Annotated in this window: 19 protein-coding genes and 1 pseudogene; 4 read left to right on the plus strand and 16 right to left on the minus strand. The window is 43.5% G+C overall.

The window, feature by feature from the left end:
* Positions 1-256 precede the first annotated feature (256 nt).
* The 14 genes and pseudogenes from IM496_RS10695 to IM496_RS10760 all read right to left on the minus strand — a co-directional run bounded on the left by IM496_RS10695 (position 257) and on the right by IM496_RS10760 (position 14,673).
* Complete coding sequence (locus tag IM496_RS10695; protein WP_287661902.1) at positions 257-2,422, minus strand: tetratricopeptide repeat-containing protein; 2,166 nt, start codon at positions 2,420-2,422, stop codon at positions 257-259.
* Between the two features lie 117 nt (positions 2,423-2,539).
* Positions 2,540-4,672: a cache domain-containing protein gene (locus tag IM496_RS10700; protein ID WP_287661903.1), complete on the minus strand. Its 2,133-nt coding sequence runs from the start codon at positions 4,670-4,672 to the stop codon at positions 2,540-2,542.
* A 22-nt stretch (positions 4,673-4,694) separates the two neighbouring features.
* On the minus strand, positions 4,695-8,882 hold the full coding sequence (locus IM496_RS10705) for a TIR domain-containing protein (protein ID WP_287661904.1): 4,188 nt from the start codon (positions 8,880-8,882) through the stop codon (positions 4,695-4,697).
* A 230-nt stretch (positions 8,883-9,112) separates the two neighbouring features.
* Positions 9,113-9,310, minus strand: a complete 198-nt coding sequence (locus IM496_RS10710; protein ID WP_194014197.1) for a hypothetical protein — start codon at positions 9,308-9,310, stop codon at positions 9,113-9,115.
* 516 nt (positions 9,311-9,826) lie between these two features.
* Positions 9,827-10,198: a clan AA aspartic protease gene (locus tag IM496_RS10715; protein WP_194014195.1), complete on the minus strand. Its 372-nt coding sequence runs from the start codon at positions 10,196-10,198 to the stop codon at positions 9,827-9,829.
* Positions 10,195-10,470: a hypothetical protein gene (locus tag IM496_RS10720; RefSeq protein ID WP_002733756.1), complete on the minus strand. Its 276-nt coding sequence runs from the start codon at positions 10,468-10,470 to the stop codon at positions 10,195-10,197. The genes IM496_RS10715 and IM496_RS10720 overlap by 4 nt, the downstream gene beginning before the upstream one ends.
* 70 nt (positions 10,471-10,540) lie before the next feature.
* Positions 10,541-10,780, minus strand: a complete 240-nt coding sequence (locus IM496_RS10725; RefSeq protein WP_104397835.1) for an antitoxin family protein — start codon at positions 10,778-10,780, stop codon at positions 10,541-10,543.
* Positions 10,781-10,930: 150 nt separating this feature from the next.
* Entirely contained in the window at positions 10,931-11,323 is a 393-nt protein-coding gene (locus IM496_RS10730; RefSeq protein ID WP_194014193.1) for a DUF5615 family PIN-like protein, read from the minus strand.
* Complete coding sequence (locus IM496_RS10735) at positions 11,320-11,697, minus strand: DUF433 domain-containing protein (protein WP_287661905.1); 378 nt, start codon at positions 11,695-11,697, stop codon at positions 11,320-11,322. The genes IM496_RS10730 and IM496_RS10735 overlap by 4 nt, the downstream gene beginning before the upstream one ends.
* Before the next feature lie 371 nt (positions 11,698-12,068).
* On the minus strand, positions 12,069-12,353 hold the full coding sequence (locus IM496_RS10740) for a hypothetical protein (protein WP_287661907.1): 285 nt from the start codon (positions 12,351-12,353) through the stop codon (positions 12,069-12,071).
* 744 nt (positions 12,354-13,097) lie between these two features.
* Positions 13,098-13,286 carry a hypothetical protein gene (locus IM496_RS10745; RefSeq protein ID WP_008195959.1) on the minus strand — a complete coding sequence of 63 codons (189 nt, stop codon included), beginning with the start codon at positions 13,284-13,286 and terminating at the stop codon, positions 13,098-13,100.
* Between the two features lie 4 nt (positions 13,287-13,290).
* Positions 13,291-13,764, minus strand: a pseudogene (locus IM496_RS10750) (type II toxin-antitoxin system VapC family toxin).
* Between the two features lie 221 nt (positions 13,765-13,985).
* Positions 13,986-14,195, minus strand: coding sequence for a hypothetical protein (locus tag IM496_RS10755; RefSeq protein WP_002732654.1), 210 nt, complete (start codon positions 14,193-14,195; stop codon positions 13,986-13,988).
* Complete coding sequence (locus IM496_RS10760; protein WP_287637345.1) at positions 14,182-14,673, minus strand: type II toxin-antitoxin system VapC family toxin; 492 nt, start codon at positions 14,671-14,673, stop codon at positions 14,182-14,184. Before IM496_RS10760 ends, IM496_RS10755 begins: the two co-directional genes overlap by 14 nt.
* A 240-nt stretch (positions 14,674-14,913) precedes the next feature.
* On the opposite strand from IM496_RS10760, the gene IM496_RS10765 reads away from it, so the two are divergent.
* Positions 14,914-15,465: an REP-associated tyrosine transposase gene (locus tag IM496_RS10765; RefSeq protein ID WP_002759060.1), complete on the plus strand. Its 552-nt coding sequence runs from the start codon at positions 14,914-14,916 to the stop codon at positions 15,463-15,465.
* A gap of 438 nt (positions 15,466-15,903) precedes the next feature.
* On the opposite strand, the gene IM496_RS10770 is transcribed toward IM496_RS10765, so the two are convergent.
* Complete coding sequence (locus tag IM496_RS10770) at positions 15,904-16,173, minus strand: hypothetical protein (RefSeq protein ID WP_287661908.1); 270 nt, start codon at positions 16,171-16,173, stop codon at positions 15,904-15,906.
* A 576-nt stretch (positions 16,174-16,749) separates the two neighbouring features.
* On the opposite strand from IM496_RS10770, the gene IM496_RS10775 reads away from it, so the two are divergent.
* Complete coding sequence (locus IM496_RS10775) at positions 16,750-19,080, plus strand: heavy metal translocating P-type ATPase (RefSeq protein WP_287661909.1); 2,331 nt, start codon at positions 16,750-16,752, stop codon at positions 19,078-19,080.
* Between the two features lie 198 nt (positions 19,081-19,278).
* Here the strand turns inward: IM496_RS10775 and IM496_RS10780 are convergent, their stop codons facing one another.
* A complete protein-coding gene (locus IM496_RS10780) occupies positions 19,279-19,620 on the minus strand; it encodes a hypothetical protein (protein WP_002734498.1) in 342 nt (113 codons plus the stop codon).
* Between the two features lie 12 nt (positions 19,621-19,632).
* Here IM496_RS10780 and holB point away from each other — a divergent pair, with 12 nt between their 5' ends.
* Together holB and IM496_RS10790 are read left to right on the plus strand one after the other, a co-directional pair.
* Positions 19,633-20,598 (plus strand): DNA polymerase III subunit delta', encoded by a 966-nt coding sequence (gene holB, locus IM496_RS10785; protein ID WP_194014182.1) that lies wholly within the window; start codon positions 19,633-19,635, stop codon positions 20,596-20,598.
* A gap of 37 nt (positions 20,599-20,635) precedes the next feature.
* Positions 20,636-20,848: a neurohypophysial hormones like protein gene (locus IM496_RS10790; RefSeq protein WP_287661910.1), complete on the plus strand. Its 213-nt coding sequence runs from the start codon at positions 20,636-20,638 to the stop codon at positions 20,846-20,848.
* The last annotated feature ends 172 nt before the right edge of the window (positions 20,849-21,020 follow it).

Raw genomic sequence — 21,020 nt, forward strand, 5'->3', positions numbered from 1 at the left:
GAAAATTGTCTGAGCAATTTTTTGATAATTGACCACTGTTACATTTGGTAAATCGAGGAGTTGATCAAAATTTATCCACATAACCCACCTCCTGTTCTGTGTTACTATTATACCATGCTCACACAGAACCTAGAAGAGCCAGCTTGGCTCTTCTGGTTTCTGTGTGGAAACGAGGTCTATACTGATGGTTTCTTCGTCAAAATAGCCCTAAAAGTCTTGCCCGATAAGCATTTCACAATTCCATAAGCAAAAATTATCACACAAAGTCGAGAAGAGCCTGAGCTTTCCAATAATCAAACTTATTTGTACATAAATGCTCGACAATCCCCCCCAATTGACGTACTTGCTTGACCATATCGCCAGTCCCGCCACGTCCATCACCGCCTTTGCCATCCCAGAGGACAATCAACCGCACCCGATCGATTCCGTAGATCAAACTGGAATAGAGCGCCCAACGATTGTTGCGCTCAAAGGAATTGCTTCCTTTCGGGACCGGTCCGATTCGTTCCGGTTGTAGGTTGAGCGCGACCTGGGGATGATTCTTAATCCTATAGAAACGCTCTACCCAATCATCGCCGGCAAAGCTGACTGACTCTTCAATAAATTGAGCCGACTCAAAGGGCAGATAGACCTCGACTCTCATCTGGCGCTCTAAACAGGCTTCTAGAAACAGGATATCGCCCCCACAAGCGAGTCCCGGCACGATCGCCAGATCCTTGGCATCAGCTTGCAGCTTATCGAGTACTTCCTTAATTTTTTGTTGCGCCTCGGTTGCCATGGCCGAGGGAAACCGAGGCCGCGGCCGGTCTAGCTTGTCAATCATGTGGCCGGAGAAGAGAAAAACTTGCGGAGGTTTCTTCACTGTCTGGGATGCGATCGCGGCTTCTTGATGTTCTATTCTCTCTAATTCTGCTTCGAGGACATCGAGGCCCGACTTGACATATTCAAGGCGGAAATTCAGGGATTCTAAGAGTTTCAATTGTTCTAGGGTTGAAAGTAAAGCAAATTTATTGTTCCAGAGCCGGTTGAGCGCCCTTTTATAGGCTCTGGCCACCTGTTGCGGGTTGCCGGCGGTACAGATGGCCAGATCCCCGAGGGAGAGGAAGACCCAAACATCCTTGTTATCCTTGATAGCGGCACTTTCCAGACTAAATTTAACCGCTCCAGACAGCGCCGGCAATTGCTCTTTGATCGCTTTCTCTTCTGGATCGCCGTCCCTACCATGCCTGGCTAAATACTTGAAGACGGCAGATAGAGTCAGGGCGTTGATGCCAGAATAGTAATGATTCTGATCGAGGCGGTAGGCTTGCAGGTAAGTCTCAATCGCTTTTTGTAGTAAGTGGGCCGATTCGTCAGCTGTTTGGAGGCGCTCCGCTTCATTGCAGATGCCGACCCATCGCTCCTTCCACATTTCCTTGTAAATGCGAGCTAAGTAGGAAATGGCATCTATATTGGCCGGTTCATCCCGCAGCAATGACTCCAATTGCACCACTGCCTCATCATATCGCTTCAGTCGGCTCAGGTGAAAGGCTTCCTCGCGCCGGAATTCGGCGTTTTTCGGCTGCAGTGTCAGTCCGTTGCGATATTGCTGGAGTGCTAGTTGATAATTTCCTAGATTTCTTAAGGCTTTCCCCGCTTCGGCGATCGCCTCGCATTTTATTAGGGGGTTGCTCACTTCTTCGATCAACAGCAAAACGTCACCAATGCGATCTTGGCGTTGGGCGATCACTACCCGTTTCCGCCAATTGTTGTACTCATCCCAGTAGCCAATGGCTAGGGGGGTTTGCAGGGACCGGCGATCGGGTTCTTCCAAGCCGTCGAGTAAATTGAAAATGGGGCTGTGAATGCGATGATGGTCTGATTCCCAGGTAGCGCGAGCCATTTTAGCGATCGCCTGTTTGTCCTTTTCCAAGTATTGGCGCTCGGGCCTGCCATTCTCGTCACAATGGTAGGGGAGAGTGCGGACGTTAAAAATATCGAAAGGCAGATAACCTCGTCCCGACTGAATATGAATTAGTCCCCGCTTGCGTAGGGCGTGGCGTACTCCTAACTCATAAAAAACGTTGGCATTATCAATGCTGAGGTCAGCAATTACCAGATCCGCCAGCAATAGTTCCTGAAACATATCGGTGAGGATATCGCCACTGACGCTTTCTTCATCGGCTCGAAACGGCTCAAATCCAGCTTCGATTAAGGCTGGTTTAATTAAATCTTGATAGATGCTATTAAAATCTATCCAGCGGTCGTCTGGCCCTTTTTTCTTACCAAAGGGCATGACGACGAAGGCATGGGGCAACCCCTGGGGGCTGGCAGCGGTATCATGCTCTTGTTTCGGTTGGGGAACTAGCTCTAGGTTGGACTCAGAAACTTGTTCGGCGTTGGCGGCAGAATTTTTCTGGTCAATAATTTCTTGACTGGGCATATTAATCTTTCTGACTCAAGCAAGATTGATCATAACTTATTTTAGTGAGATTGAATCTCTAGCCATTTTTTGTTAAAAAAGGGTTCTTCTCAACCTAGTATGTAAAAAGGGAAGAGCCTAAAAAACTAACATAGTTACCAACAGTAACAGTGCCAGATTAGTTGGCCAATAAAGTAGCTTTGGGATTAAGTTGTTTTTATAATGAATCCAATCAAGTTTGATGTTAGAAGCAAAAAGGATGGCATTAATTGCCACTAAAATGATCATTATATATAGTATGAAATAGAAATAATCTAAATAAATAATACCTGCTGTGACAATTTTTTGTCTGAGATTAATCTGATCGATAATGATAATAAAAAGAAAAGCCCCACAAGCGGAAACGATCTCTAAAGCTGTAAAATCTTGATTTTCACCGCTCTCTTTATGTTTGATGATCAGTATTTGAATACAAAAAAGCAATAATAATACAACAATAATTATCATCATATTGCTGATCAGTATATTGATAAAATTTCGTTGGAGAATAACCGTAAAATAGAGTTCGGGAAAATTGTCCTGGCCGATATAGCTATTAATGCCAAAATTGGTATTATAGTTATTGAGTTTGTACTGGAAAAAACTACTCTCTAGATTCCAACCTGGCAAAACAAAATCTTCTTCTAAACCGGGTAGAGAAGTAGGAATCATCAAATCGTAGGCATCAAAATCTGGGGTGAGGATGATATTTTTGTAGAAGTCTTTCGGCCAGAGGCGAATCCAGACATCCTTAACATCAAAGGGATATTTAGAATAATCAAAATTTTCCCGGAGTTTAGCTTCAAAATACCAGACAATCACTTCAAAATTTTGGTCTTGATGACGATGAATCTCGGTTACATTGGGATCAACTGCTTCGGGAAGGATAAAACCCCGACTGACGGTTTGAGGGATGTTCTTATCATATTTTTGCCAAATATAGCCCGTGACAAACACATCATTAGCATCTTGAAATTCTAGAGACTGCACAAAAACTCCTGTGGGAATATAAAGAGGGGAGTCTTGAGGATTTTCGGATTTACGAGATTGCAAAAATTTATTTAAACCCGCTTTTTTCAGAAGCACTATATTGTTTTTCTGTTCGATTTTATGTTCAGAGATTTGCAGATACCAGATAAATCCGATTCCCGCCAGCAAGACAACAGAAGTGGAAGACGAGACGGACCAAAGACTGCGAACACTGCCTTTGTAAGCGCGAAAGATTAGGATAAATAGAAAAAAGAAAAAGCTAATTATTTGTAAGTTAATCAGCAGCAGTTTGTGATGTAAGCTCTTGGTGTTTAATAAAATTTCATCTTGAATGAAGACAGCACTTAATGTCCAACCCGTAGTAGGAATAGGTTCAAAAAATATCCAGCTAGATTGTCCCGTTAAGGGATCGTTAAAATCCATTTCAATCTTAGAGCCTTTGAGAGCTTTTTGGGCTGGAACTCGCAATTTTTCTGGTTTATACGCTTGAGAAATTATTTGAAAGATGGTTTTTTGCTCTTTAACCCAATCTTCTCTATGACTATAGATAAAAGTTCCTTTTTTAGATAGGATAAATCCGTAGCCAGTCTTACCTAGTTTGAGGGAGTTCATTAAGTTTTTTAACCCATCTAGAGAATAGTTGGCGAAGACTACCCCAGAAGGAATATTTTTTTTGGTTTTTGGATTAAGGCGATAAAAAGGAGTGCTAAATTCTGCGAGTAAAGTGTTAGTTGCCGCTCCAAAATGAGGTTCTAACCAAACTGAACCGGAGGCTAAGGACTGGATATACCAATCACCCTTTCTGGGTTGAGTATAATCGTAAAAAGATTCCAGTTGCAGTAATTGCAGTTTACCCTGTTTTCTGATGTAGTAGGGAGCATACAGACGCATCTGGGGTTTGTAAGTATAGGGAGCATAAGCTACACCTAATCCGAACCAATTGGGATTTTGTTCTATCGTGCTTTTTAATCGCTCAAGCAACTGTTGATCTTTAAGTTTACCCTGACTGATATCGTGGGCGATAGAATTGGCACTATCCTGGAGTTTACGAAGCTGGTTATCGATTTCTTTAGCGGCGCGGATAGCTTCTTGTCGAGCATTATTTTTCGCTGTTTCCCTGGTTTGATTTTTCTCCCGCCAGTAAGCATAAATGGTGAAGGTGGCCGACAAGAAACTGATAACACAGAGAGTCAGGGACAGTCTAAAGATTCGTTTTTGCCAAGAATTGGTTTGAGTTTGCATTTTGACTTAACCTTATTTTATTTTAATAATCTTTGCCGAGAATCTGATCACAAAGACGACGATCGCTCGCTTCTACCTTAGAGTTATGCTGTAAATAATCTTTTAAACAATTGCAAGCGTATCTTTGGATATCTTTAGGTGTTAAATGGCGAGCCAAATCCCAAATAATTATTGTTTTGTTGCTGCTCCCGGAGACAAGAGTTTCACCATCTCGGCTAAAATGAATGGCGTTAACATCAGCCCCAAACCCCGGCAGCATATTCACTAAAGTACCGTCAAGTTGCCAAATTCTAATGGTATCATCAGCACTAGCCACAGCAATTTGTTGTCCGTCGGGGCTAAATTTAACGTCCAACACCGAATTAGAATGTCCTTCGATGGTTCTAACAGAGGAAGGAAGCCATTGTCCCTTTTCATCAGTCTTCCAGAGTCTAATAGTATTGTCGCCACTTCCAGAAACGAGCATTCGACCGTCTGGGCTGAAATCAATCGCTAAAACGGGACTTTGATGTTCTTTGAGAGTCAGAATACTTAGCAAAGTGCCATGGCCATCTAGCCGCCAGATTTTGATCCTATTATCGGCACTTCCAGAAGCAATAAACTTACCATCTGGGCTAATCGCCACGGTCTCAACCACATCAGTGTGTCCTCTCAGGGTATTGAGCAATTCACCGTCTAGCCGCCAGATTTTCAGTGTTTTGTTCCAATTCCCTGAGACAATAAACTTACCGTTGGGGCTAATTACGAGGTCGTTAACACCACCAGTGTCTCCTTTCAGGGTATTGAGCAATTTACCATCTCGCCGCCAGATGTTCACCTTTCCGTCTGGACTTCCTGAAACAATAAATTGACCATTAGGACTAATCTTGACAGTGCTAACTGAATCTTTATGTCCTAGTAGGGTACTCAGGGTGCCATCGCGCTTCCAGAGTTTGAGTGTTTTATCCCAACTTCCTGAGACAATTAGATCAGCACTCAAATCGACAGCCGACACCACATCACTATGGCCAAAAAGGGTGGTCACTAATTTACTATAAGGTCTCCAGAGTCTAACCTCGTTGTCGTCACTCCCCGAGGCAATTTCCAGATTTTTACCGTAGTTACGGACATCAACCGTATTAACTGCATCGCTATGTCCCTGGAGAGTCATCAATAAAGTACCGTCCAGTTTCCAGAGTCTGACTGTTCTGTCATAACTTCCTGAAACGATTTGCTGACCATCTGGGGTAAAAGTCAGCCCGTAAACAGAGGCTTCATGGCCACTAAAAGTGATAGTCGGCGAGGTACCGTCTAGCTTCCAGAGTTTGAGCGTGTTGTCATAACTTCCTGAAGCAATCCACTGACCGTCAGGGCTGAAAGCCACTGCCTTAACTATATCCTGATGTCCTGCCAATGTCCTCAATAGAGTCCCGTCTCGTTTCCAGAGCTTGATGGTTTTATCGTTACTACCTGAAACAATCCACTGACCGTCAGGGCTGAAAGCGACTGCGTTAACTGTATCCTGATGTCCTGCCAATGTCCTCAATAGAGTCCCGTCTCGTTTCCAGAGTTTAACGGTTGTATCGTTACCACCTGAAGCAATCCACTGACCGTCAGGGCTGAAAACCACTGCATTTACGCCATGTTTATCCCCTTGAATAGTTTTCTCTAAGGTTCCATCGCGCTGCCAGAGTTTAATCGTGTTATCCACACTGGCGGAGGCGAGCAGTTGCCCGTCGGGGCTGAAAGCCACTGCATTTACTGCCCCTTTGTGTCCACCACGCTTTTCACCAAGAGTCGCCAATAAACTCCCGTTTCTTTTCCAGAGTTTGATCCTGTTATCTGCACTGACGGAGGCAATGATTGCACCATCGGGACTAAATTTGACCCCGAAAACACTACCATCATGTCCTGAGAAGATATTGGTTTGTTTGATGCCATAGAGGGCTATCTTGAGGATCTCTTTCAGATTATTTTTCAGCTTGGGCGGTAGATTAACGAAAGGTCTTTGCTCTAGATCTGTTCCTAGCCGCTGGGCCTTCATAGCTGCTGTCAACGCTTCCAATTGTTTGTTTAAGGCAAAGGAAGCTTGACTGGTTCGATTGACGGCGACAATCTCGCTAATGGCTGCTTGGCGATACTCTGAGGCGGCAAAAAAACCCAAGCAAGTCGCCACCGCCCCGAATAAACTGACGACGACTAACCACTGCTTTTGCCGTCTGGCATTTTTTTTCTCTTGTTCTAGGCGTTTTTCTACCTCTTGGGTTCGTTCTTGCTGAAGCTTGAGTAAATGTTGTTGTCGTTCTTTTTCTGCTGTTTCCGCCGCTTCAATGGCTGTCTGACTAGCTTGAATAAATTCCTTATGTAACTCGGTTGCTGGTGGTTGTTTATTTTGTTCCTCAATTTTCTTTAACCAAGTTTGAGCGAGGACAAATTCACTGCCCCGGAGTAGTAAATCAGCACTTTTTTGGCTATTTTCCCATTCTTTGGCTCTCTGTAACCATTTGCTATGGTTATGAACGTGATCTCTGTCTGTATGTATGGTTCTAACTAACTGAGTAAAATTGGTCAGGAAGTCGCCGCCATGCTGACTAAAATCAAGCCACTGAATACTAGCTAAGGCAGGGGGCAAATCTTTGGCAGCAACTTTTTGGTGTAAGATCGTGATAATTCGCTTATTTAATTTTTGGGCATATTCCACCTCATCAGAACAATAAGGTGAATTGATTGATTTGGGAGAAATGATAAATACAAAGTTGTCGGAAATTTCAATGCCTTGATAAATTTCTCGCCGAAAGTCTTCTCCCGAAGCGATATTTTCTTGATCGAACCAAGTAAGCTTACCGAGTGAAGTCAGAGCCTCATTTAATCTTCTTGCTAAATCTGAATCGGCACGAGAATAAGAGATAAAAACTTCTAAAGAAGATGGTTTATATTGATTGAGACTAGCGATAATAAATTCTTCCTGTAGCGGTAGGGGAGGGGATTCTTTTCGCTGTTTAGCTACCTTCAGCCAAGCTTCAAAATGTTGAAGATTATAACCCCGCAATAGGACACTAGGGTTGTGGGTTTGCTGCTGCCATTTCAAGGCTTTGACTAACAGCACTTTATGACTTTCATAATAAGCAACATCACTGTTTAATTCCTTCAATAATTTATCGATATTACTGCGATATTTGTCCTGATCTTCATATTCAGTTAAGTCAATAAATTGTAATTTCTGTAACTGGGAGGGGATTAACTCAATATCGGTCTTTTCAATCAGCAAAGGAATAATGCGTTTGTTGGTAGCAAAAGCGTGAGCAAGTTCTAGATAACAGTACTGTGAACTCAGGGCTTCTGGAGATATTAAATAAACAAAGTTATCCGCCCCTTCAATACCTTTATTAATTTGCTCCTGAAAGGCAGTTCCCGTTTTAATATCTGTCTGATTAGTCCAGACGGTAAAGCCTTCGCGCATCAGAGTCTTGCAAATTTTCTCCTTGATGGCATTATCTTTTTCCGACGATGACAGGAAAACCTGTGTCATCAAATTATTAGCATTTTTACTACTTTCGCTAATAAATTCGCAGTGTAAGTCCGTGGGCAAGCAAGGCGGCTGTTCCTCAGTAAATCTATGTTTTAACCACTTTTCTGCTGCCTGTCTCTCTTCGCCAATTAACAGATAATTAGTTCGCTTCTGATTCCTTAACCAATTCAAGGCTTTAACTAAAAAAATACTGTGCTTTTCCACATAATTTTGCTGCCGATAAATTGCGCTAATCAATCCAGCAAAAGAACTCTCAAAATCATCAATTTCTTCTCGGAAATAGATCCAGTTAATTTTGCTGATCACTGGGTGCATATTCGGAAAAATAGAATTCCTTCCCTCGGCTTGATATGCTTGCCAGTCAGCTTCAGTTTTATCCAGATTTCTTTGCCGCCAAGTTTCTTGGCTAATTTGTTCAACATGAAGCAGAGGAATAATCCGCTTGTTGTACTTAATCGCTAGATTAATTTCTTTCAGGCAATATTGCGAATTAACCGAATGAGGGGCGATAATAAAAATAAAGTTATGTGTCCTCTCGATGCCATCATTAATCTGTTCTTGATAGTCCACAGCCAAGGGAATATCTTCTTCGTCGAACCAGACGTTTAAGCCTTGTGCAGTCAACCTTTGATTAAGCTTAATAGCAAAAGCTTTACTATCAGCCCGTCCATAGGATATAAAGACATCAAAGAAATTTTTCATTTTACTCCCCCTGTGAACTTTAGAGAAAAAGAAAAGTTATTTGCCTACGCAGAGTAACTGGAGTTTGGCGTTGTCAGATCAGAATAGGAAAGATGCAGTGCAATCCTTGCTATCAAAGTAATTTCAGTTCCGGTGCTGATTCGGATCATCTTTCGATTTGACAACGCCGTAGGACTTGCATTAGGGGACGCACCCTACAGCGATAGCGATAGCGACTGCACTTATCGACCTCACCCTGGCTTACAGTCGGCAAAACTTAATGCTTCTGTGTCTAAAAAACTGGCGATCGCCATCTCAAGAATCGCTTCAACGGGATAATCAATTTCAGTAGCGCGAGCAATCAAAGCATCCTGAATCCAGTCTGGTAAGCGTCTTAAAATAATTTCTGCATCAGTGGACGAGATTTGCTCTGAAAGTTTCGCTTGCATGGGTTAGGACTCCAGTATGAATTTGAACATTATACGGTGGCTCAGTCGCTCTCAAAATGATCGCCTCTAGTTCTAATAGTAGCGCAGGGTTTTTCCAGTAAGCTATTGTCTGCACTGCAATTCGTATAGTTATTTCAATTAAGATTGAGAATATCAATGCCAGAGTCCATAAGAGTTTAACTGGTCTAGAGTGTATCAGACTTATCTGAAATGATTATAGATTGTCGGTTGTCGAACTGATCATGCCACAGAAAAAGATGCTTTACATTTCATTAACGCACTGCTATGCAGTGCCTTCAGCATCGCACTGTCAGGAATTTAGAAATTTGGTATAAATAGTCTAATCATAGAGTCGGGTGCAGTGATTTGTTAGACATTTTTCTGGCGTTGCTGATTTGAGATATGAATCTTCTTTTGTGGGATTTTTAAAACCTAGACCCAAACTAACTTTTGGATAGGTGCAAGGTTGTCATTCATACCTTGATTCAGCAACGCCGACATTTTTCTAACTAGGGACTATGACAAAGGTTTAATTGTCACTAATCCCCCAGCAAAACCCTGAATATTCAACTCATAGCCATCAAGTAAACCCATACCAACTAATGGATCTGTCTCTGACTCATTGATTTCAATAGATTTGATCTGACCATCCCAGATCACAGTTGTCTCAAATACGTTAAACATACAGAGGCTCCCATCGCCCAAGATTCCCTCTTCTTCCATATACCACGTTAATCCTAGTGTTGTAATGATAGCAGAAGGCAACGTGAGAAATCCACTGTAACCAGTGTCAATAACTGCTTTAATCGCTTGCCTCTGGTGATTTTCGCCTAGCACTACGAATTGAATAATTGCTTCTCGGCGCGAATTGACGCTCCCCATCATCATGGCGACACACTGGGGGAACGAAAGCCAAAACGATGGACGGCACGATGTCCAATGCGAATACCAAATATTTGTGCATCAGGAAAACGTATTAACAGTTGTTTAGCAGCTGTTAGGCTGTCGTCAGCCACTTCAAAAGCTCCTGTTTCGATGTCTATTGCTACAATCTTCCCATGATTCCCTTCCTCGATTTGGGAGCGTACCTGAGACTCGTAGACTTCGTGTCCACGTCGGGCAAATTCTTCTTTGCTGTAGCGGGGTTGTCGAACTGTCATTGAAGCGACCCTGTGGCAACTTTTGCCCCTCTATTTTAACCTAAACATTGGGAATCTTCGCTAACATCCCTCAACAGTCATTATGGTCAATGGTTTCACCAGACAAATATTGGTGAATTTTTTCTGACCAATCAGGTTCACCCTGTAATTGCAGAGACTGAGCAGTTTCCAAAAACGTTTTAGGTGGTTTTACTTCATTGGGTAAAACACTTTCAATGATAATTGTCACCCTCGTGCCTGCGGCTAGGTTTAAGGGTTCTTCCAGTTGAAGGGCTGTCCCATCAAATACGGCTTCGAGTGCTTGAGGCATTATTTTCTAACTGCTGAGGACGGACTATCTATGTTCATTATAGCCCGCCCCTTACCGGACAAGATCAGCGTACTGCTAGGCAGTGCCTTCGGCATCCTACTTAGACGCACAGTTTCAAATCGCCTTAATTGTCAAGCGTAGCCGACAATATCATGGAATGAATAACCGACCAACCCCCTTGTAATTATCAAGATCTACAGCAATTTCGATCAGTCGTTCAGCGCAGCGCTCTCTATACTCAGCTTCACTCAAACAATCGAGATTTCCAATCGTCAACACTGGAAATGAGTTCTCTGTGTTCTCTTCTCGCATAACCTGCTCAAGGGAATCATCACCCTTCATATTTCGGTTAGCAGTAAGAATCATCATCTCCTGTTCTTGAGCATAGCGCCAGACTACGCGATCGCTACTTTCCATCGACAATCCAACCTCTCTAAAGGTGACAAATTGGACAGACTGAAACTCAAGCCAACCACGTTTTGCCAATATACCAAGAAAAATCAGCGCATAACCGTCGAGGTTGTAGTCAACTAAGAAAGTCATTGTTTTTGTGCGGCACGTCTGGCTCTCTGCTCCTCAAGCTTTGCCCAAAACGCTTCTTGCCCTGGTTTATGTGGCATTGCTGCAATTCGAGCAAAGCGTTCACGGTTACGATCTTCCCAGTACTGGCGAATTTCTTCCCTATTCTGAAGAACCTCTTGATATTCAACCTCGACCTGAGCTTGGTTTGCCTCAATGTGGGACAAAGCTGCGTCAATTTGCGCGTTCGTGAGGTTAAATGTGTCACGAATCAGTTTAGGAGGATAATCAGCTTTTAGGAGATCGATCACATCATAGAGGGTGATGCGCGTGCCAGCGATCGTCAGCCCTCGCTCTGTACGGATAATTTTCGCTTGTTGGTTTGCCGTCCAGGTCATTCCCTTAGATCCTTAGAATCCACTTAATGGTCAATGGTTTCACCAGACAAATATTGGTCAATTTTTTCTGACCAATCAGGTTCACCGTTCATTATAGCCCGCCCCTTACCCGACAAAATCAGTGTACTGCTAGGCCGTGCCTTCGTCATCCCACTTAGACTCACAGTTTCAATCAATGGGCATGGTGCGTTCTCAAAAATCCCGCATTAGGGAACGCACCCTACGGCTTAAATAGTCCAGTAGGGTGTGTTAACGTCAGCGTAACGCACGAATTTTGAACATTAGATAAGGTGCGTTCACTTCATTAACCCACCCTACCAGATCGGCGTACTGCTATGCAGTGACTTCGGCATCGCACTACCCTAAGGCCCTTAGGCAGTATATTTAATTTCAGTTACTGTGCCAACGCCGCTAGGATGTAAATTTCCATTCTCGTCAACGTTTAATCCAAGTGTTGAACCGTCGGCACCCTCATAACCAAAAACCCAGGCTTTGGTTCGCCAATTGATTAATACCCCCCAGCTTTCTTTGGGAAGTCCAGCGACTGAACCATGACCAATATCAGTTAACACAACCGTACCCTGAGCAACAGCCAAAGTTACTTGATTACCCTGAACCTGAGCAGGGATGCTGATTTTTTGTAAAGCCCACGTCATTTTTAGTTCCTCCTTTATACTGATTGTCACAGCTTGCAGTCAATGACAGTAAGTCAATTTTATCCGTTAAACTTTTGTCCACAATTACGTAGAAAAAGTGTACAAATTAGCCAACTTCAATTGACACACTCTCAATCAAGCACCGTGCATGACAGAAACGACGCTTAATATTCTAAGTAGTCCATATGCCGCCCTATAAGCAGGCAGCTAGGCAGTATTAGCTGTCGATATTCTTTGGATTTCTTATTCATGACTCTAGATACCTTTAAGCATCTAACTATATGTTATGCGGAAAGTTTTCGTATGTGACGCTAAATACACATTTTTTTAAGAATCTTTCCGTGTACTACGCTCAAATGGAGCGATCGCGAGAAGTTTTCCGTATTATATTACGATAAGCGTGTTGTACCGATTAGCGTACTCTGTTATGAACCCTTCCCCACTGATTTGTTCAAAGTTTTCTCGTTGTGCGACTGTCAGATAAACTTTATCTCGCCTACATCTTCCCATGATTGATGTCCTCAGTTGAGCTTATCTATTGCCCTATTTTAGCTGTGTCAGTCCAGTAGCCTGTGTTAGCGTCAGCGTAACGCACGAATTTTGAACATTAGATAAGGTGCGTTACATTTCATTAACGCACCCTACAAGATCGGCGATCGCTACAATCGGAACGATCGCACTTGACTCGCTGGTCGGCATAACGGCAAAGTTGAGCCGCTGCCGGATTTCCTTTGCTCAAACATATCACTCTTGGGTAGTCGGCTCCAACGCCTTGTTAAACTGTTGTTGATGTTGCAGTGATACTAATTGTCTGCCACTCGCGACTTGTCTTTTCTGCCAATCAGCAAATATGGCTTTGAAATCATAATTAAAAGATTTAGCATGCTCTTCTCGTATTCTGTGCAATTCTTCAAGAATTTCATCTTCCCACATAAATTTACTCTCCCATTAATTCATAGGGTGTACAAATGGTCGGCAATTTATAGCCAAAATCACGGCAGATTTCGGTAAGCTTTTTTTGGATTTGAGCGTTAGCAATATGTTTACAGTTCCATGTTAGCAAGTAATCTAATCCATGAACGGTAGCTGCGGCAATGTGAATAGCATCATCGGATGCTTTAGCGGGAAGATTACTTCTAGTGAGGAATTGCATTCCCAGGTCTTCTATAGTGTCGGTAAGCTCAAGCACAGAGAGACTTTGCAGAATCTCTAGCCTCTTGCTTGCCATTTCTGTATCACCCTGTCCCGCTTCATCTAAGACAACTTGCGAGATGTAAAGGGTAAATTGACTACGACGAGTTTCCCATCATCTTCTGGTTATTTCCAAATTTGCCATGAAGATCAAGTTGTTGCTTGGTCTAACAGCTAGATAGCCAATAATGCTGGTTTCAATATAGACGGTTTCCCTCACAGCACTTTCTGAATTTTATTTGTCTCTCATTCTATTGCATTTGAGCTTTATTTTGAGGGTTTGCGAGGGAATTAGTGCGTTCACTTCGTTAACGCACCCTACAAGTTCAGCGTACTGCTACGCAGTGCCTTCGGCATCGCAATCATAACTAACCAATCGGACTATTTACAAAGACAAGTACGAATCATTGTCGGTCTAACGGCTAAGTTGAGCCGCCACGATTAGATTTGAGATTCTTGTGGTTCATCCTGTTTTGGTCGGCTCCAACGACTTGTTAGACCTTGCTTTGGTGGTAAGCTGACTACCTGCCTGCCACTTTCTGCTTGTCTTTTTTGCCAATCTACAAACATTGCATCCAAATCGTAGTTAAAGGATTTAGCGTGTTCTTCTCGAAATTTATGAATTTCATCTAAAATGTCATCTTGCCACATCGTTATAATCTCCTAAAAGTTCGTAAGGAGTACAAATTATGGGTAACTCGTATCCCAAATCAAGACTGAGCTCTGCCAACTTCCTCTGAATTTGAGCGTTGGCAATATGTTTACAGTTCCATGTTAACAAGTAATCTAGCCCGTGGACAGTCGCCGCAGCAATGTGAACCGCATCATCAGAAGCTTTGGCAGGAAGGTTGCTTCGTATAAGAAACTGGGCTGCCAAGTTGCGTACAGCTTGATTGAGTTCAACCAAAGGCATTTCATTGACAATTTCTAACCTTTTCAAAGCAATCTCTGTATCTCCCTTAGCGACTTCATCTAAAACAACCTGTGAGATATAGAGAAGAAAATCATTACGGCGATTTTGCCACCAATCCCGTGTGGTTTCAATATTCCCAGCAACAACCAAGTTTTTGGTCGATCTGGCTGTCAGATAGCCAATAACACTGGTTTCAATATAGACGGTTTCCCTCACAGCACTTTCTGAATTTTATTTGCCCCTCATTCTATCGCATTTGAGCTTTATTTTGAGGGTTTGCGAGGGAATTAGTGCGTTACATTTCATTAACGCACCCTACGAGATCGGCTAAAAGAGCGGCATCGCACTTAATCTTCAAGATCGATATGATGTAGGGTGTGTTAGCGTTAGCGTAACGCACGAATTTGTTGATTATCATTCAAGTTGTACATTTCATTAATACACTCTACGATCCAAATGTCTAATTATCGAAGACCTCATGTATTTGGAGGGACTTTCTTTATTACTCAAGTCACTTATCAGAGAGAGCCTTGGCTTTGTTGTGATGTGGCTAGAAAAGCGCTTAGGCAAGGAATCGAAAAGGTTAGGGTGAAATATCCTTTTGTGATTGATGCTTTTGTTCTATTACCTGATCATTTTCATTGTTTATGGACGTTACCAGATGATGATCAAGATTTTTCGGTAAGGTTACGATTAATCAAAACTTATGTCACAAAGCATTATGGGCAGGCATTGGGGGTTAATCGTGAAGTTTCTCGATCGCGGCAAAAACGAGGAGAAGGGAATCTTTGGCAACGCCGATTTTGGGAGCATTTAATCCGAGATGAACAAGATTTTGCAACACATTGCGATTATATTCATGACAATCCAGTGCGGCATGGTTTCTGTGAAAATCCTCAAGATTGGCAATATTCCAGTATCCATCGGTTTATCGCTCAAGGAATTTATCCCCAGGATTGGGGTAGTGGTGAACGTATAGCCAAGCCTGAAGGTTTTTGGGATGATTAAGCAATATAAATGTATCAAATGTAGTGGATTGTTTCAGCTAAAATGGGGCGATAGATTTCGGCTTAAAGTCTTAGATTATAGAATTTATAGCATTTTTCTAATACACCAAATTAGCTGAAACAGTCCAGTAGGGTGTGTTAGCGTTAGCGTAACGCACGAATTTTGAACATTAGATAAGGTGCGTTACATTTCATTAACGCACCCTACAAGATCGCACTGAAACAGTCCAGTAGGGTGTGTTAGCGTCAGCGTAACCCACGGATTTTGAACATTAGATAAGGTGCGTTACATTTCATTAACCCACCCTACAAGATCTTAATCTTGACGATCGATATGATGTAGGGTGTGTTAGCGTCAGCGTAACCCACGGATTTTGAACATTAGATAAGGTGCGTTCACTTCGTTAACGCACCCTACAAGATCGGCGATCGCACTGGCTTAGTACTTTGAATATCTATCCACTCCCCTAACAACACCCCCAACGACTGACAGGGCTAAGGAGGCAGGATGGAGGCCCGATACAATAGCAGCACCAACCATTACTTTTTTGACAACCTCTGGAGCATTCAAAGCTTCGCACGCATCGGAAACACTGGATGCGTGTGTTGTAGTCCGTTCTTGGTGCAATTTTACTGTTTCCTTTATTATAGGAGGCCCTAATTCCTTAGTAACAACAGTTGCGATAGCGACAGTAATTGGATCAACCATAATAAATGCCTCTTTTAAATTAACTGTGAAGCATAGACCTGCTTTTGAAATCCGGTACGGTCTATTTGGCCTAACTAAAGACTACACGGAAATTTTTCGTATGTAGCACTAAATACACATTTTTTAAAGAATCTTTCTGTATATTACGCTCAAATGGAGCGATCGCAAGAAGTTTTCCGTATAATATTACGATAAGCGTGTTATGCCGATTAGCGTACTCTGTGATGAACCCTCCCCCACTGATTTGTTCAAAGTTTTCTCGTTGTGCGACTGTCAGATAAACTTTATCTCGCCTACATCTTCCCATGATTGATGTCCTCAGTTGAGCTTATCTATTGCCCTATTTTAGCTGTGTCAGTCCAGTAGGGTGTGTTAGCGTCAGCGTAACGCACGAATTTTGAACATTAGATAAGGTGCGTTACATTTCATTAACGCACCCTACAAGATCGGCTACCTGAAATTTCAGCTATCTGTAATAAAATTTCATCTATCTGTAACCCTACAGGCCAAAATAGTTTAAAAATCCGTCGATAATTTCTAGGATAGAAGTAAAGACCATCCTTGCCTACTTTTTCTATGATCCTAGCCGCCGAAACTGGACTAAAAACCGCTACTCTAGACGTAAAAGGCATGAAATGCGCCGGCTGTGTTAGTGCCGTAGAAAGACAACTCAGCCAAAATCAAGGGGTAAAATCGGCCCAAGTTAACCTAATCACGGAAATTGCCGTGATTGAATACCAACCGGATGCGATCGCACCAGAGCAGTTAGCCGCAAAATTAACCGCGATTGGATTCCCCACCCAACCGCGCAGCTCATCGACTCCCCTTTCTCAACAAAATCAACGTCGGCAAAACCAACAAAAAGAACGGCAACAACAATTATACCGATTAGCGATCGCTTGTTGTTTACTGGTTTTTTCCCTGATTGGTCACTTACACCACATCGGAGGACCAGAAATCCCTATCTTTCAAAGTATTGCTTTTCACTGGACTTTAGCCACCCTAGCCATTTTATTCCCCGGCCGCGATATTTTCATCGATGGTTGGCGGGGATTACGGCACGGGATGCCAAATATGAACACTCTCGTTAGTTTAGGCACAGGTAGCGCCTATATAGCCAGTTGTTTGGCTCTTATCTTCCCTAATCTCGGTCTAGAGTGCTTTTTTGATGAACCAGTCATGCTGTTAGGTTTTATTCTCCTCGGACGGACTCTAGAAGCGCATTCCCGTCATCGCGCAGCCGCAGACTTAGAAGCTCTTACCTCCCTACAACCGGCAGTGGCTCACCTGATTGGTAGTACAGATGACCGTGTGGGTGTGGCCATTCCCGTGGAACAGCTGCGCGTCGGGGAATGGGTGCGCGTCTTACCCGGGGAAAAAATTCCCGTGGATGGGGAGATTATTCAGGGAAGAACCACAGTAGATGAAGCTTTGTTAACGGGGGAATCGCTGCCGGTGGTTAAGGAAATGGGAGATCTAGTCATTGCCGGCAGTTTCAATCTCTCTGGTGCGATTGCGGTGCAAACTCGTCAGGTGGGGACCGATACCACCCTAGCTAAGATTATCGCAGCCGTGGAATCAGCCCAAACTCGCAAGGCCCCAGTACAGAAGATAGCGGACCGGGTAGCGGGTTATTTTGCCTACGGAGTCATGATAATTGCCCTAATTGTGCTGCTCTTTTGGTATTTTTGGGGAACTAGGCTCTTTCCAGAGGTGTTAGGGTCAACCACAGGACACCACGAGATGATTCAACCCACTTCTCCCCTACTTTTGTCCCTAAAATTAGCGATTTCTGTGCTTGTGGTCGCTTGTCCCTGCGCTCTCGGTTTAGCCACACCGACGGCCCTACTGGTGGGAACCAGTTTAGCAGCCGAACGGGGCATTTTAATTAAAGGGGGCGATGTTTTGGAAACCGTCTCGCGACTGCAAACGGTGGTTTTTGACAAAACGGGAACCCTTAGCCAAGGTCATCCGGAAATTACCGATTGTTTGAGTTTTTCTGAGCTTAATCCCCTGGAAATTCAACAATTAGCGGCAGTAGTGGAGAGTGGTACTAATCATCCTCTTGCTCAGGCGATTTTAGACGCGGTTACTCCCCCTACTAACCTGACGGGAGAAGATTTTCAAACTGTGGCCGGATTGGGAGTTTCTGCAAGGGTGCAGGGGTCAAAAATTGTTCTAGGAAATCGGCAATGGTTGGCGCAGAACGGCATTAAAATCGATGAAACTATCTGGGGGATTCAAGAGCTTTTACAAGCGGGTAAAACGGTGATTTATCTGGGGATGGAAGAACAATTACTCGGCGCGATCGCTTTTCAGGATCGATTGCGTCCCGATGCTCAAACAACCGTGAATCAGTTACAAAAACTCGGTTTAGAGGTGATTTTACTCAGTGGCGATCGCCAAGAAGTGGTGACAGCGATCGCTAATAGTTTGGGTATTAGCCAATTTTATGCCGAAGTTGCCCCCACCGAAAAATCGGCCTTAATTGCCGACCTACAGACAAAAGAGGGCAAAATCGTGGCTATGGTCGGGGATGGTATCAATGATGCTCCTGCACTAGGACAGGCTAACATCGGTATTGCTCTGGCCGGTGGCACGGAAGTGGCCATGGAAACGGCTGGGATCGTTTTAATTAGCGATCGCCTGGAGGATGTGGTGCAATCTCTGCATTTAAGTCTGGCCACATGGCAAAAAATCCGACAAAATCTTTTTTGGGCTTTGGGTTATAATACCTTTGCTATTCCCATTGCCGGTGGTTTATTACTGCCCCATTGGGGTCTAGCTTTCAGTCCGGCCCTAGCGGCAGCTTTAATGGCTTTTAGTTCGGTTATGGTAGTGAGTAATTCCTTGCTTTTACGTCGTCAATTTCCTCCGCTCAAATCGACGCAGGAAGGCAAAAACTAAAGCAATGCCGATTTTTTCTCGATAAATCTATCAAGCGCCAAAAAGAGCAGCTCTCTTATTCTTTGTGCGATAAGTTTAACTGATACAGGAGCGATCAATCTCTGTGTCCTCTGTGTCTTTGTGGTTCGTTACCCAAGAGAGCCAAGATGGTATTTTGTCCCTGTCTTTGTCAGTTGACGGAGACAGGAACAAATCGGGTTAAGCGGTAATTCTGGTCAGGGATTGACCTTGATAATTGTTGGTAATAATCTGGTGAATAGATTCAAAAAATCGCCGACAACGATTATTAGTTCTCAGGGGCAATTCATGATTTTTTACCAATAAATCGATCTGAAGTTCCGAGCTAGTGGGAGGATGAATAAACAATTCCACTTTCACTAACTGGGGAAAGAAAGCATCGTTAGGAACTTCCGATAAAAGCAAGACATCGGTCCGGCGCTTGATGATTTCAAATTCACCCAAACTTAATATATCATCGTATAAAAACCCGGTCTGATGAGGAGAAATCCCGACAAAATAGGAACAGCAATAGCGAGCCATGGCAGGGAAAAGATGATAAATTGGTCAAGGTTAATCGGTCAAAATCAGGCCATTGAACTACTACAAAGAGCGCTTGAAGTCAATTCGATCGCTCCCGCTTACTTATTCGCCGGCGCTAAGGGGATCGGACGCAATCTGGCAGCAAAATGTTTCTGTCAAGACTTATTAACTAGAGATCGATCGCCGGAAGCAAGAGAATTAATCCTGAAACGCTTTCTCGGGGGCAATCATCCCGATTTACTCTGGATTGAACCCACTTATCAACACCAAGGCAAACTGCTCACCGCAAAAGAAGCACAGGAAAGCAATCTCAAGCGTAAAGCTCCCCCGCAAATCCGCATCGAACAAATTCGCGAGATTACTAACTTTTTAAGTCGTCCTCCCTTGGAATCGGCCCGCTCTGTGGTGGTGATCGAGGAAGCAGACACCATGACGGAATCGGCGGCAAATGCGCTCTTAAAAACGCTTGAGGAACCGGGAAAAGCGACTTTAATCCTGATTGCTCCTAGTCCCTCCTCTTTACTACCCACTCTCGTTTCTCGCTGTCAACATATCCCTTTTCAGCGTCTTTCGGAAGAAAATCTCGCTCAAGTCCTGCGCTCTAACGGACAAGCTCGCGTTCTCAATTATCCGGCAATTCTCGGTTTAGCCCAAGGTAGCCCCGGAGAAGCGATCGCCGCTTTAGAGTTTCTCGACAGTCTCCCCCAAGATTTACCGCGATCTTTCAGCAAATTTCCCCTAAAACTTTCCCAAGCACTGGAATTAGCAAAAATTATCGCTCAAACTCTTGACACGGAAACCCAATTATGGTATGTGAGTTATCTTCAGTATGAGGATTGGCAACGACGACGAGAGCGATCGATTTTAGAAATCTTGGAAAAAACCCGCCGGCAGCTGTTAGCCTACGTTCAACCCCGTTTAGTCTGGGAATGCACTTTCTTGGCATTAGCCAAGCTATCCACCGCCCAAAAGTCTTAAAATTGTTATATTTATCGATCGAGTGGGGAGAAAGACCATGAAAATCAAATCCTTAGTTTTGCTGATTCTGTTAACCTTGACTACGGTTTTAGGCGCTTGTCAGGGAGGAAAAGAAGCCGAAGAACCGAAAAACGTCCCCACCACGGTGGAATCGCCGCAAAAAAACGAAGATAGCGATGAAGACGGGGAAAACCAGCAAAAAGACGGTGATAATGACCAGAATAAAGACGATGACGATGATGATAACTAGGGTTTGCGGCAAAAAGTTTTTCTTGGGGGCAGGGTGTGGGGTGTGGGGTGTAGGGTTTTACCGATTTTGAAGGGGTCAATTACCTAATTTTCAGGGAAAAAGTCCCTGAATTTTCCCCCCGATCACTCCCATATCTGGTACTTTTTGATTTACAAAAACTCTAAAAGTCTTA

Origin of the sequence: Microcystis sp. M049S2 (assembly GCF_020245625.1) — a bacterium.
GTDB lineage: Bacteria > Cyanobacteriota > Cyanobacteriia > Cyanobacteriales > Microcystaceae > Microcystis > Microcystis ichthyoblabe_A.

Coding starts and splice junctions, on each gene's coding strand:
- IM496_RS10710 (WP_194014197.1), bottom strand. CDS start 9,310: ATGCAAGCGAAACTTTCAGAGCAAATCTCGTCCACTGATGCAGAAATT.
- IM496_RS10745 (WP_008195959.1), bottom strand. CDS start 13,286: ATGTGGGAAGATGAAATTCTTGAAGAATTGCACAGAATACGAGAAGAG.
- IM496_RS10790 (WP_287661910.1), top strand. CDS start 20,636: ATGAAAATCAAATCCTTAGTTTTGCTGATTCTGTTAACCTTGACTACG.
- holB (WP_194014182.1), top strand. CDS start 19,633: ATGATAAATTGGTCAAGGTTAATCGGTCAAAATCAGGCCATTGAACTA.
- IM496_RS10780 (WP_002734498.1), bottom strand. CDS start 19,620: ATGGCTCGCTATTGCTGTTCCTATTTTGTCGGGATTTCTCCTCATCAG.
- IM496_RS10725 (WP_104397835.1), bottom strand. CDS start 10,780: ATGCCTCAAGCACTCGAAGCCGTATTTGATGGGACAGCCCTTCAACTG.
- IM496_RS10700 (WP_287661903.1), bottom strand. CDS start 4,672: ATGCAAACTCAAACCAATTCTTGGCAAAAACGAATCTTTAGACTGTCC.
- IM496_RS10715 (WP_194014195.1), bottom strand. CDS start 10,198: ATGATGATGGGGAGCGTCAATTCGCGCCGAGAAGCAATTATTCAATTC.
- IM496_RS10775 (WP_287661909.1), top strand. CDS start 16,750: ATGATCCTAGCCGCCGAAACTGGACTAAAAACCGCTACTCTAGACGTA.
- IM496_RS10705 (WP_287661904.1), bottom strand. CDS start 8,882: ATGAAAAATTTCTTTGATGTCTTTATATCCTATGGACGGGCTGATAGT.
- IM496_RS10735 (WP_287661905.1), bottom strand. CDS start 11,697: ATGACCTGGACGGCAAACCAACAAGCGAAAATTATCCGTACAGAGCGA.
- IM496_RS10740 (WP_287661907.1), bottom strand. CDS start 12,353: ATGACGTGGGCTTTACAAAAAATCAGCATCCCTGCTCAGGTTCAGGGT.
- IM496_RS10695 (WP_287661902.1), bottom strand. CDS start 2,422: ATGCCCAGTCAAGAAATTATTGACCAGAAAAATTCTGCCGCCAACGCC.
- IM496_RS10765 (WP_002759060.1), top strand. CDS start 14,914: ATGTCTAATTATCGAAGACCTCATGTATTTGGAGGGACTTTCTTTATT.
- IM496_RS10770 (WP_287661908.1), bottom strand. CDS start 16,173: ATGGTTGATCCAATTACTGTCGCTATCGCAACTGTTGTTACTAAGGAA.
- IM496_RS10720 (WP_002733756.1), bottom strand. CDS start 10,470: ATGACAGTTCGACAACCCCGCTACAGCAAAGAAGAATTTGCCCGACGT.
- IM496_RS10755 (WP_002732654.1), bottom strand. CDS start 14,195: ATGTGGCAAGATGACATTTTAGATGAAATTCATAAATTTCGAGAAGAA.
- IM496_RS10730 (WP_194014193.1), bottom strand. CDS start 11,323: ATGACTTTCTTAGTTGACTACAACCTCGACGGTTATGCGCTGATTTTT.